The following is a 13,028-nucleotide window of genomic DNA, read 5'->3' as shown; positions in this document are numbered from 1 at the left end:
TATCGACGGTGCACTGCCACTTTAACAGTACGCTTGTCCTGCAATAAGATGGCATTCGCAGTTTCCAGTTTCATGCTTCAGCGAGATTGCCGCTACGGTCGTTGTTGCGACCACGACGCACGATACAACCCTATATGGCAATCTTAACGTCGAGTGTCGCGTATGGTGCTTTTAGCGCTGGGATACGAAATGGTAGGAGGGACATCGATGAACGGGCAAAATGCTGTCGTCCAGCAACCCCAGACGATCCCCATGCTGCCGATCTACATTCCGCAAGATGTCGATATAACCGCGATTAAGTCTGAGGTCGCTTCAGCGGGCGTTAGTGCGCCACCGGCGACCATGCCGGGACTGCTCGAAGTTGTCAACCAGGCGCACGCCGAGGGCATCAACCTCAAGATCGTGTTGCTCGATCACAACCCCCCTAACGACACGCCCTTACGCGATATTGCCACCGTGGTTGGTGCCGACTACCCAGATGCCACAGTTCTTACGCTTAGCCCCAACTACGTCGGCAGTTACAGTACGCATTACCCGCGCGTCACACTGGAGGCAGGGGAAGACCTCTCCAAAACAGGCAATCCTGTGCAGTCCGCGCAGAATTTCCTGGGTGAACTGAACGCCCCTGAGTTTCCCTGGACCGCGTTGACCATCGTTTTGCTGATCGGAGTGCTGGCGGCAGTCGTCGGCACTCGATTCATGCAGCTGTACAGCAAGCGATCAACAACATCAGCTGACACCGCCAATATCCCGGTAGAGAACGCCAATCAGGCTGACTAGTCAGCTAAGTCCTGTTTTCCGGTATTGTTGTCGTAGTTCGCGGCAAGAGTTGCGGCAAACTCACTAGGTCACTGTTTGGTCACAGTAATCGCACATACAGAGTGCAGTTTGTGACTTACATTTCCTCAGCCCTAGATGTGACGTACGGTGCGAGTGATACTCATGTTGTCATCGGCGCTTTCGTGAAAGCAGTGGTTGGCGTCGTCCGTCTGTGTTGAGCCATAGGAGATCTGAGTCGAATGAGACGGCCCCGCCGTGGCTCTTTTTTGCGATCGACCGCAAGGTTTGTGCGGCTGGCCATTCCGTCACTCGTGAGTGCGACCCTACTGGCATATTCCCCGGGGCTGGCGACCGCTAATCCAGGTGCCGACAGTTTGGGTACTTTGATTGCCGACGTCGCCAAGGCCAACCAGCGCCTAGAAGACCTCAGTGCGGCCATCGAGACCGAAGAGCAAAACGTTAACAAGGCGCTGGTTGGTGTGGAGACGGCCCGGAACAATGCGGCAGCGGCCGAACACAACTTCGAGGTCAGCCAGCAGTCGGTCAAGGACGCGAATGTAGCGATCAATGCAGCTCAGCACCGGTTTGACAGCTTCGCAGCGGCCACCTATATGAATGGTCCGGCGGGCAGCTATCTGACCGCGACCAGCCCAGACGACATTATTGCCACCGCGACTGCTGCCAGGACGCTCACCGCCAGTTCCCAGGCGGTGATGACCAATCTGCAGCGGGTCCGGACCGAGCAGGTGAACAAGGAGTCGGCGGCGCGGCTGGCCAAGCAGGAGGTCGATAAGACCGCAGACGACGCAAAGGCTAGCATGGATGCCGCGGTTGCAGCGCTCACTGCCGCCAAGCGCAAGTTCGACGAGCAGCGGGACGAAGTCAATCGCCTGGCTGCCGAGCGTGACAAGGCCCAGGCCAGGCTCGAAGTGGCTCAACTGGCGGCCGCAACATGGGCGGCGAAGGTGGGTGAGCACGGCGCGCCACTGTCCGGCGGCCGGTGGGAACCCGGTTCACCGGCTTCAGCGGATCCCGTCGGGGGCCGCAAGTGGGACGGTTGGGATCCCACGCTGCCACAGGTACCCAGTGCAAACATCCCGGGCGACCCGATCGCGGTGATCAACCAGGTGTTGGGATACTCGGCGACCTCGGCGCAGATCACCGCCAGCATGGGGCGCAACTTCTTACAGCAACTGGGCATCTTGAAACCAACCGACACCGGTATCACCAACGCCCCTCCTGGTTCGACGCAGGGACGTATTCCGCGGGTTTACGGGCGGCGGGCCTCTGAATATGTGATCCGTCGCGGGCTGTCGCAGATCGGCGTGCCCTACTCCTGGGGTGGCGGCAACGCGGCTGGACCGAGTAAAGGAATCGACTCGGGTGCCGGGATTATCGGCTTCGACTGTTCGGGGCTGGTTTTGTATTCGTTCGCCGGAGTGGGCATCAAGCTGCCGCACTACTCGGGTTCACAGTACAACATGGGCCGCAAGATCCCGACCTCTCAGATGCGCCGCGGTGACGCTATCTTCTACGGCCCGGGCGGCAGCCAGCACGTGACGATCTACCTTGGTAATGGCCAGATGCTCGAGGCTCCGGACATCGGTTTGAAGGTGCGTGTGGCGCCTGTGCGTACCAGTGGCATGACGCCGTACGTGGTCCGCTATATCGAATACTAAAACGAGGTTGAATACTAGACGAAGAGCTATGCTCCGCAAGCTTTTTCACTTGATCAATTGGGCTGTGCTCACCGCGATTGGTGGCCGGTCTGATGCTCGTTGTCGCGACACCTGCTGCAGCGGACTCTGACCAATGGGATCCGACACAATACCGGTAGCGGTGAGTCCGAGCGCTCCGGGAGGTCCGCTCGCTGTTGTGAACGCTTCGCTTTCGGCTATCCAGACCACGCTCGATCTAGGTAAGCAATTTCTGGGTAGATTGGGGATCTAATCTCGGTGGCGATTCTCCCAACGCCGCGACTACATAGGGCAACCCGGGAGGCTGGATTCCAACGGGTCTACGGTCGCTAGGTCATCGAGTACGTGATCAAGCGAGGCGAGTCGCAGATAGGGATACCCTATTTGTGGGGCGGCGATTAGCTGCAGGGTCCCGGTACGGGTGTCGGTGACGACACCAACATCACCGGTTTCGACTGCTCGGATCTGATGCGATATGCGTTTGCTGGCGTCGGTGTGCTGATCCCGCGGTTTTTTGGCGGCCAAATTACAATGCCGGTCGCTATTTTCCTCCCAGCCAGGTCAAGTTGCGTGGTGGCCTAAATCTTTTACGGTCTGGGCGGGGACCAGCACATCACCATGTATCTAGGCAACGGCCAGATATTGGAGGCATCTGGAAGCACAGGCAAAGTCACCGTTAGTTCGGTGCGTAAGGTTAATATGACACCGTTGGTTACTCGGATTATCGAGTCCTGACTCGGTGCGTTGCCCAGCTGGCGGTCCTAGGACACCTTGATCACCGGCCTGCCCCGGTTGCTGCTCGGCTGGGGAAATTCCCACATCGGGCTGTTCTGACCTGTTCACGGGTTGGGGTTGCTCGACGGGAACCGCGGCGTCGACGGAATCCAAGAGGCCTGGAATAGTTGAACACGGGCACGCTGCAATAGCGGTCGTGTCCAATTGAGCTTTGTCGGTTGAGCCGAGAAAGGGATGCGATGACATCAGCAGGTGGGTTGACCGTCGGCGCTAGCGGTTATTCGGGCCCGGGTGGGCAATTAGGCCCGGGGGGTCATGATGGCCCTCCAGGTGGTGCTGACGGGTTAGCTGCAGAGGTGCACACCTTGGAGCGGGCGATCTTCGAGGTCAAGCGGGTCATCGTCGGCCAGGACCAACTTGTGGAGCGAATGCTGGTCGGCCTGTTGTCCAAAGGGCACGTGCTGCTCGAGGGTGTTCCAGGCGTGGCCAAGACGCTCGCAGTGGAGACCTTCGCGCGAGTGGTCGGCGGGACGTTCGCGCGCATCCAGTTCACTCCCGACCTGGTGCCCACTGACATCATCGGTACCCGCATCTACCGGCAGGGCCAAGAGGAATTCGACACCGAGCTTGGCCCGGTGGTGGTCAACTTCCTGCTGGCCGATGAGATTAACCGAGCTCCGGCGAAGGTGCAGTCAGCATTGCTGGAGGTCATGCAGGAACGCCACGTATCCATCGGGGGCAAGACTTTCCCGCTGCCCAACCCATTCCTAGTGATGGCTACGCAAAATCCAATTGAGCACGAGGGCGTCTATCCGTTGCCCGAGGCGCAGCGAGACCGTTTTCTGTTCAAGATCAACGTCGGCTATCCCTCACCTGAGGAGGAGCGCGAGATCATCTACCGGATGGGTATCATCCCACCCGTGCCCAAACAGATATTGAGCACCGGCGATTTGCTGCGGCTGCAGGAGGTTGCTGCCAATAATTTCGTTCACCATGCGCTGGTTGACTATGTGGTGCGCGTAGTCACCGCCACCCGCCACCCAGAACAGCTGAGCATGAATGATGTTAAGACGTGGATCTCGTTCGGCGCATCTCCGCGTGCTTCACTGGGCATCATCGCGGCATCCCGTTCGCTGGCTTTGGTGAGGGGCCGCGACTACGTGATCCCGCAGGACGTCATCGAGGTCATTCCCGACGTGCTACGGCACCGATTGGTGCTCACTTACGATGCGCTCGCCGACGAAATCTCCCCGGAAATCGTCATCAACCGCGTCCTGCAGACGGTTGCCCTGCCACAGGTGAATGCCGTTCCGCAGCAAGGCCATTCAGTATCACCGTTGATGCAGGCCGCGGCCGCGGCTAGCGGTCGGTGACTGAGACAAACCCCGCTTCGAAGCCAGGGGTGCTCCACCCGCCGTCTATGCAGCGCGGGCAAATCAACGATCCGAAGCTGTCGGCGGCGTTGCGCACACTCGAACTTACAGTCAAACGCAAGCTCGACGGCGTTCTGCATGGCGACCACCTCGGTCTGATCCCAGGCCCGGGATCAGAGCCGGGAGAATCGCGCGAGTATCAGCCTGGTGATGACGTTCGTCGGATGGATTGGGCGGTCACTGCACGCACGACCCATCCGCACGTCCGGCAGATGATTGCCGACCGTGAACTAGAGACCTGGATGGTGGTCGACATGTCGGCCAGCCTGGACTTCGGTACCACTACCTGTGAGAAACGCGACCTGGCGGTGGCGGCTGCGGCGGCGATCACCTTCCTCAACAGTGGTGGCGGAAACCGGCTCGGTGCGCTGATCTCCAACGGCGCGATGATGACCCGAGTACCGGCACGTTCCGGACGTCAACATGAGCAGACACTGTTGCGCACCATCGCTACCATGTCCAAAGCGCCGGTCGGGGTACGCGGCAATCTGGCGGTTGTCATCGACGCACTGCGCCGGCCGGAACGTTGCCGCGGAATGGCTGTGATCATCAGCGATTTCCTGGGCCCGATTAACTGGATGCGTCCGCTGCGCGCGATTGCGGCCCGGCACGAGGTGCTTGGTATCGAGGTGCTTGACCCCCGCGACGTTGAACTGCCCGATATCGGCGAGGTGGTCTTACAGGACGCCGAAACCGGTGTAATCCGAGAGTTCACCGTCGATGCAGCGCTGCGTGACGACTTTGCGAAGGCCGCTGCTGCCCATCGCGCCGGCGTCTCCCGTGCTTTGCGCAGTTGCGGGGCGCTGTTAATGTCGCTGCGCACTGACCGGGACTGGATCGCTGACATCGTCCGTTTCGTCGAATCCCGTCGGCGTGGGGCATTGGCGGGACGTCAGTGACGCTGCCGCTGCTGGGGCCGATGTCGCTGTCCGGCTTCGAACACTCGTGGTTTTTTCTGTTCATCCTTGTCGTTCTCGGGCTAGCTGCGCTCTACGTTGTGATGCAGGTGGCGCGTCAGCGACGCATGCTGCGGTTTGCCAATATGGAGCTGCTGCAAAGCGTCGCTCCCAAACAATCTGTTCAATGGCGGCACGTGCCGGCGATTCTGCTGGTGTTGGCGTTGTTGCTGTTAACCATCGCGATGGTGGGGCCGACGAACGACGTTCGGATTCCGCGTAACCGTGCTGTGGTCATGCTGGTAATCGACGTATCGCAGTCGATGCGTGCTACCGACATCGAACCCAATCGGATGACCGCGGCGCAAGAGGCTGCGAAACAGTTTGTCGGCGAGCTGACACCGGGCATCAACCTTGGACTGATCGCCTACGCAGGCACGGCAACGGTGCTGGTGTCACCGACTACCAACCGGGACGCCACCAAGAATGCGCTCGACAAATTGCAGTTTGCTGACCGCACCGCTACCGGAGAGGCCATTTTCACCGCACTCCAGGCTATTGCCACCGTCGATGCGGTGATTGGCGGCAGCGACACGCCACCACCGGCGCGTATCGTGTTGTTCTCTGACGGCAAGGAAACGATGCCGACTAACCCGGACAACCCCAAGGGCGCTTATACCGCAGCGCGCACTGCCAAGGACCAGGGCGTGCCGATCTCGACGATCTCGTTCGGCACCCCATACGGCTTCGTGGAAATCAACAGCCAGCGTCAGCCGGTGCCCGTCGACGACGAGACGATGAAGAAGGTCGCCCAGCTCTCTGGTGGGAACTCGTACAACGCGACAACTCTAGCGGAACTCGAAGCCGTCTACGCGTCACTGCAACAGCAAATCGGCTACGAGACTATCAAGGGTGACGCTAGCGTGGGCTGGCTCCGGCTGGGTGTGTTGGTGCTAGCGCTGGCGGCATTGGCGGCATTGATGATCAACCGTCGGTTGCCAACCTAAATTTTTTTGTTACAGTCGCATCCGTGTCGGGTCGGCCGGTGTCGGGCCTGCCGCGGTAAGGCGATAGGTTGGAGGAGTGACTGACACTACTACCAAGGCCCCGACAGCCCCTGAGGGGGGCAAATCTGCCTTTGTGTCTCGTTCAGTGCTGGTCACCGGCGGAAATCGGGGGATCGGGTTAGCGGTGGCGCGCCGCCTGGCCGCCGATGGGCATCGGGTGGCGGTGACTCACCGAGCGTCCGGCGCCCCTAACGGGCTGTTTGGTGTCGAGTGCGACGTCACCGACAACGATGCCATCGACGTGGCCTTCAAAGCCGTCGAAGAGTACCAGGGTTCAGTAGAGGTGGTGGTAGCCAACGCTGGCGTTACTTCCGACATGCTGATCATGCGGATGAGTGAGGAGCAATTCCAGAAAGTTATCGACGCCAACTTAACCGGTGTTTTTCGGGTTGCCAAGCGGGCGTCACGCAACATGATCAAAAAGCGGTTCGGTCGTTACATTTTTATGGGATCGGTTGTCGGGCTTAGCGGTGTACCCGGGCAAGCGAACTACGCTGCATCCAAGTCGGGCCTCATCGGAATGGCTCGGTCGCTGACCCGCGAGCTGGGATCGCGGTCGATCACAGCCAACGTCGTGGCGCCCGGCTTTATCGACACCGAGATGACCCGTGCTATAGACCAAAAGTACCAGGAAATCGCGTTGCAAGCGATTCCGTTGGGCCGTATTGGCACGGTCGAAGAGATCGCCGGTGCCGTTAGCTTCCTGGCATCCGAGGACGCAGGATACATCTCGGGCGCGGTGATCCCGGTCGACGGTGGTCTGGGTATGGGCCACTAAATTGGCGCCGGCTACCTCACAGGACATCGGGCGTGTATAGGACATACTTTAGGACGGACATGGTAGGATTGTTGGAAGGCAAACGGATCCTGGTCACCGGGATTATAACTGACTCGTCGATTGGGTTTCACATCGCTCGGGTAGCCCAAGAGCAAGGGGCCCAGTTGGTGCTCACCGGATTCGATCGGATGCGGTTAATTCAGCGCATTGTCGATCGGTTGCCGCAGAAAGCCCCGCTACTCGAACTCGATGTGCAAAACGAGGAGCACCTGGCAACGTTGGCTCAACGGGTGACTGAAGTCATTGGAGAGGACAATCAGATCGACGGACTGGTGCATTCGATAGGGTTTATGCCACGCAGAGGGATGGGTGAATTCCCTTTCCTGGATGCACCTTTCGAGGATGTAGCCAAAGGAATTCACATTTCGGCTTATTCGTATGCATCGCTGGCCAAAGCGCTATTGTCGATCATGAGCCCGGGCAGCTGCATCGTTGGAATGGATTTTGACCCAACCCGGGCGATGCCGTTTTATAACTGGATGACGGTGGCCAAGAGTGCGCTGGAATCCGTGAATAGGTTCGTGGCTCGGGAAGCGGGTCAATACAAAGTTCGCTCGAATCTTGTTGCAGCAGGGCCGATTCGGACGCTAGCGATGAGTGCTATCGTCGGTGCGGGCATTGCCGGCATCAGCGATCAGATGGTCTTACTTGAACAGGGCTGGGACCAGCGGGCGCCCATCGGATGGGATATGAAGGATGCTACGCCGGTTGCCAATACGGTATGCGCACTGCTGTCTGATTGGCTGCCTGCCACTACGGGTTCGATCATCTACGCAGACGGTGGCGCACACACTCAGTTACTCTGAGGCGGCGATGCGGTTTGATGCCGTCCTGCTGCTATCATTCGGTGGACCCGAAGGGCCCGAGCAGGTAAAGCCTTTCCTGGAAAATGTCACCAGGGGCCGGGAGGTGTCTGCTGAACGTCTCGACCAGGTTGCTGAGCACTACTTGCAGTTCGGTGGGGTGTCGCCAATAAACCGGATCAACCTCGATCTGATTGCTGCGTTGCGTGCCGAATTACTCGACAGCGGCCTGGACCTGCCGGTGTATTTCGGCAACCGCAACTGGGAACCCTACCTAGAAGATGCTGTCGTATCCATGCGAGACAACGGTATTCGCCGCGCAGCGGTATTCACCACCTCAGCGTGGAGTGGTTACTCCAGCTGCACGCAGTATGTTGACGATATTGCTCGGGCCCATCGGCGCGCCGGGCAGAATGTATCTGACTTGGTCAAATTGCGCCCCTACTTTGACCATCCGCTTTTCATCGACATGTTTGTCGACGCCATCACGGCGGCCGCCGCCAGCCTACCTACCGCGGTGCGCGACGAGGCACGGCTAGTGTTCACTGCGCATTCGGTGCCGGTGGCCGCCGACCGACGCTGCGGTCCTGCGCTCTACAGCCGACAAGTCGGTTATGCTGCCAGGCTTGTCGCGGGCGGCGCTGGATACACCCACTACGACCTGACCTGGCAGTCTCGATCGGGGCCGCCGCACGTTCCGTGGTTGGCGCCCGATGTCGGTGATCATCTCATGACGCTGACGGCCGCCGGTACTAAAGCCGTCATTGTCTGTCCAATCGGGTTTGTCGCCGACCATATCGAAGTGGTGTGGGATCTCGATCACGAATTGCGATATCAAGCTGATGCGGCGGGCATCGCGTTCGCCCGGGCCGCCACGCCCAACGCCGATCGGCGCTTCGCTCGGCTGGCAGTAGGTTTGATCGACGAACTCACACACGGTCGTGTTCCTGTTCGGGTGAATGGCCCCGACCCAGTGCCGGGCTGCCTGGCCAGCATCAACGGCGCGCCATGCCGTCCGCCGCATTGTGTTGCGCGGGAAAATCTCGGCGTGGATTTGTAGATGTGGTGCAGTCAGTGCATGTCGTCAGCGTGTCCAGCAATAGACTTTTCAGTGGCGTAGTATCAACACCGTCTTGTAGCTGCTCATCATGCGTTGCCTGTGCAGCGTTTGCGATGACGAAGAGCAACTTCGGTGCATGGTTGCTTGGCTGATCTATCAAACCCGACTTAGCTAGTTTAGTATTCACGCCGGTAGTGAATCGGTTCAGGCTACTGAGCAATATATATATATATATTGCTCAGTAGCCTGCTTCGGCGTCGGCACCGGTGATTGAATGTTGTTCATCGTGAGATTTGAGAATTGTCGAGTATTCCTCAAATTTTGGATGGGAAAATCGTATCGGTAAATGGCATCATGAGTCTTCAATAGCGCCTTCTAGAAAAGCATTTAGTGCATGTCTTTCAGTCTTCACGATGCTATCCGCGCGCCGCAAGTTACCGTGGGAAATTGTGAAGCTTTTCCTCCACATGAAAGTGAACTTGTGGGCATGGCCCTAGTTACCGCCACGATGATTCTACATCCTAGCTTTCGGTTACCTGTCCTTGGCGACCTCCTCGCGGTCGACTTCGTTACGTCCGTCCAGGAGCTTACCACCGAATTCAGCAAGTTCGGCAGCAGAATCCATCGAGCAACGTATTTTCGACCTATTGATTTGTCACGCTGGCTGATACCGCTTTGATCGACGAAGTCAACGACGAAACTCGATGGGAAAAATACATCAGACTTTTTGTATGCAAACTGCACCTTACTGTTGGCGACGGACTGTTCACCGCCTAATAACTTATGAATCTAATTGGCGCAAGACCCAAAACATTTTGATATCGAACTCCACCAAGGGCAATCATGATATGTTACTATAAATTGGCCCACCATCGAAATTACCGCACCACGTCGTACTGAATTATTGCTTCCAGTCAACTTTAGTGATACACAATAACAATGTATTTATCGCCATTGTCCTCCGTGAACTTCGCTGCACGTTACATGGCACCTAAGAGTATAATTAATTTTAGGCCATATTCTACCTATGACCAATTTCTTGGGTAGAAAAGCAAACGACAACACTTAGTAGGCAAGACCCACATTCGCCACCAGATTTCCGATATTGTTAAGATTCTCCGCCGTAACCTGACAGCAGGCCCCCGCGAAGACATGCTCGTCATCATGCTGTACAGCGCCGATCCCAACATTGCCATTGGTGAGTAGCTCGATACCAACAACATCATCAACCCGATCCTAACGCTGCTGGTCGTCGGTAGCGAAACCTCCGACAACGCTATCGCATTCACCTTACATTCCCTATCTATCCTCCCTGACATAGCGACCAAAACCCGCTGTGAAATCGACCAAAACTGGTCAGATTACGGTATTATCGACATATAGTTCATATAGTTTGGTGATATTGTTCAACTGTGCTACTTACGCCACGTTATTGACGAACCTCTGGAGCTGTGGCGACCGTCTACTTTGGACAAGACCTTCACGATATCGTCCTCGGAAAAGGAAAATACTCTTTCCGCAAAAGGCAGTGGGTGGTCGTTTTGTTCACCGCTGCTCACTATGCCGATGTCTAGAGTTCCGATACTAACGGATTCAACCCCGACCGCTTCCTGCCCGAAAGTCTGCGTAAACTTCCGCTACGTACTTACAAGTCTTTTGGAATCGGTGCTCGGGCTTGCATTGGCCGTCAATTCGCGCTCCACGAGATTCTTTAACCCTTGTCGACCGTATTGCACCAATACGGCCTAGAACCACGACCCGGATACTGCCTCTCAGCCTGTAAGGCCCTGGCACTTACAACCCACCGACTTGCAACTTCGGTTACATCGCCGATAGGTACCTGGTTAGGGTGAAGGGGCAGGCCAATATCAGCACAGCAGATGCCGACCCCCGTGGCCAGTAGTTACGAGCCGGAAGGAGTAACTGAACAAATAAATGCTACTGCCCGAAATTCTATCCGCCAAGGTGGATACGGCTGTGGGTCCTGACTCGATGTTCGCCGTCGCAGAGTGGTAGAACATGTGTTATGCGATGCGTCGCATGCTTAGGTTGTTCGGGCAAACGGTCACAGTGTTGCACGAGTAGTGGTTAGGTTCGTCGGTGATACGAATGGCCGAGGTGACTGAACCGTATCGGCCGTTGTTGGATCTCCTCTACTGGCAAGTCTATCGGACCGCCGAGCAAGCTTACCGTCTTGTGGAAGTGTATGGTGATGTGCATCAGATGGTGGTGCCCCGGACGCAGTTGACTGGGACCGCACCCAGTTTCATATGCTAATCGCTTGCAACTTGTTCAGAGAGAACGCTTCGACAATCGTGGCAGTTGAGGGCCAATACCGCCAATTCTGGACCTGGAATATCAAGGCAATGAAGGATTATGCGGCTGTGTTGGCGTATGGGTTGTCGGAGATGACTGCGTTTCAAAAGTAGCCAGAGGCTACCAGTGAGGTCAGAGGTGGCGGACCCGGGAGGTGCCACCGTCCTCTACGACTCTTTATTGACCGATCGTACCATCAGACCTCACCGTGGGCTCGAAGCGCATTCCAACTCCTGAAGTCACGTTGATATGACTAGACCGTGATCATGTAGCCACTGTTTGACGCTAATGCCTGCAGTACTTTCGTCGAGGTCGAGAATCCTGCGGGTTTGGGTGTTAATGCGCCCGATAGCCGTTTCGCTAGTTGTTTCTAAGTCACGGTGGGCTGATGCGATTATCTGATTTCGTCCAGCATGATCGGAGGGATCAAGCGCTTCGATTCTGATCTTTGCGTGCTGAAGGATCTCGTGCGTCCTCTGTTCGCATCGCCGAAAGATGGTGCTAACAGAGAAGAATCTATCAGCTAGGCTCCTATGTTTTCGGGCTCTTTCTGCGTCGCGTAGTTGTGGCCAACGGAAGATGAGTTCGAGTGTCGTAAGCATCGTTTCGTACTGATCGGTGTCAAGACCACAACGTTTTTTAAGAGTGGGTCGGGTGTCTCGCGTCATTTCCATGGCGACTAACCGAGTATGCGAAACAGGGTGGCTCTGTAAGCGCTTACGCCATCTCTGTAATATCTGCTGCCGCTTCTGCCAATCCAACACGGCTCGAGCGTAGTCGGCTTCAGCTATCGCGTTCGCAGCCAAATATAAGCCAGTTGTGGCATGGGCAAGTGGAAAAGAGCCATCTGGGACTTGATACGGTTCAAACGGCGCAGGTCGTGGTTCATTTAGCAACGCATCCACCACCGTAATTAATGGATGGCTGGCCTGTTCGAACGCGTCAATCGGGCTCATGGTTGCCAGCATCTGATGATACGAGGGCCTATTGCGTCAGCATAGATGCGTATCTGTGGCTTTAACGGCACGTAGATCTTCGGCCGCCCCTAACTCGATCTTAGCCCGGTCGGCGGCCGTTGACCTGGACTTATCGATAACAGTACAGCAATTCGGGTAAGAGAAACGCAGAATGCGTGTATGGCATTCGGATGTACTATGCAGGCTCTGGTTCATCGTGCGAATGATGTGAAACATTCGGATCGCCCTGTGTTGGCTAGCTCAGATGTGGTTGCAGCAAGCCGAACCGATGCCAGCGCTAACTTGCAGCATCATACGATTGTCTGGCTATCCTCACTGTCGCCACCATGTTCGGTGGCCTATATCCACGCAAATATCTCACCTAATGTGTTGTTTTGTGTTGTTTTGTGTTGTTTTGTGTTGTTGGTTGGTGGTGTTGAAGCGAGG

General features: G+C 56.8%; 10 protein-coding genes and 2 pseudogenes. All 12 read left to right on the top strand.

Going from position 1 to position 13,028, the window contains the following annotated elements:
- Positions 1–207 precede the first annotated feature (207 nt).
- Positions 208–780, top strand: a complete 573-nt coding sequence (locus MUBE_RS07785; RefSeq protein WP_116540126.1) for an Rv1476 family membrane protein — start codon at positions 208–210, stop codon at positions 778–780.
- Between the two features lie 239 nt (positions 781–1,019).
- Positions 1,020–2,459 (top strand): NlpC/P60 family peptidoglycan endopeptidase RipA, encoded by a 1,440-nt coding sequence (gene ripA / locus MUBE_RS07780; protein WP_116540102.1) that lies wholly within the window; start codon positions 1,020–1,022, stop codon positions 2,457–2,459.
- A 28-nt stretch (positions 2,460–2,487) separates the two neighbouring features.
- A pseudogene (locus tag MUBE_RS19405) lies at positions 2,488–3,212 on the top strand (NlpC/P60 family protein).
- A 239-nt stretch (positions 3,213–3,451) separates the two neighbouring features.
- Positions 3,452–4,585 carry a chaperone MoxR1 gene (gene moxR1 / locus MUBE_RS07770; protein ID WP_116540101.1) on the top strand — a complete coding sequence of 378 codons (1,134 nt, stop codon included), beginning with the start codon at positions 3,452–3,454 and terminating at the stop codon, positions 4,583–4,585.
- A 47-nt stretch (positions 4,586–4,632) separates the two neighbouring features.
- Entirely contained in the window at positions 4,633–5,544 is a 912-nt protein-coding gene (locus MUBE_RS07765; RefSeq protein ID WP_116540100.1) for a DUF58 domain-containing protein, read from the top strand.
- On the top strand, positions 5,541–6,548 hold the full coding sequence (locus tag MUBE_RS07760) for a VWA domain-containing protein (protein ID WP_116540099.1): 1,008 nt from the start codon (positions 5,541–5,543) through the stop codon (positions 6,546–6,548). The genes MUBE_RS07765 and MUBE_RS07760 overlap by 4 nt, the downstream gene beginning before the upstream one ends.
- Before the next feature lie 76 nt (positions 6,549–6,624).
- Positions 6,625–7,386: a 3-oxoacyl-ACP reductase FabG1 gene (gene fabG1 / locus MUBE_RS07755; protein ID WP_116540098.1), complete on the top strand. Its 762-nt coding sequence runs from the start codon at positions 6,625–6,627 to the stop codon at positions 7,384–7,386.
- 59 nt (positions 7,387–7,445) lie between these two features.
- On the top strand, positions 7,446–8,252 hold the full coding sequence (inhA, locus tag MUBE_RS07750) for an NADH-dependent enoyl-ACP reductase InhA (RefSeq protein WP_116540097.1): 807 nt from the start codon (positions 7,446–7,448) through the stop codon (positions 8,250–8,252).
- A 7-nt stretch (positions 8,253–8,259) separates the two neighbouring features.
- Positions 8,260–9,309 carry a ferrochelatase gene (locus tag MUBE_RS07745; protein ID WP_116540125.1) on the top strand — a complete coding sequence of 350 codons (1,050 nt, stop codon included), beginning with the start codon at positions 8,260–8,262 and terminating at the stop codon, positions 9,307–9,309.
- Between the two features lie 1,610 nt (positions 9,310–10,919).
- The gene (locus tag MUBE_RS20160; protein WP_116540124.1) at positions 10,920–11,024 is read left to right on the top strand and encodes a hypothetical protein; all 105 of its coding nucleotides are present in this window, start codon (positions 10,920–10,922) and stop codon (positions 11,022–11,024) included.
- A 531-nt stretch (positions 11,025–11,555) separates the two neighbouring features.
- Positions 11,556–11,738 (top strand): annotated as a pseudogene (locus MUBE_RS20155) (PPE domain-containing protein); the annotation flags it as partial.
- Positions 11,739–12,779: 1,041 nt separating this feature from the next.
- The coding region (locus MUBE_RS16325; RefSeq protein WP_207801676.1) for a hypothetical protein at positions 12,780–13,028 on the top strand (249 nt) is incomplete at its 3' end.

Origin of the sequence: Mycobacterium uberis (genome assembly GCF_003408705.1) — a bacterium.
Taxonomy (GTDB): domain Bacteria; phylum Actinomycetota; class Actinomycetes; order Mycobacteriales; family Mycobacteriaceae; genus Mycobacterium; species Mycobacterium uberis.
This window is presented reverse-complemented; position numbering and strand designations above follow the sequence as displayed.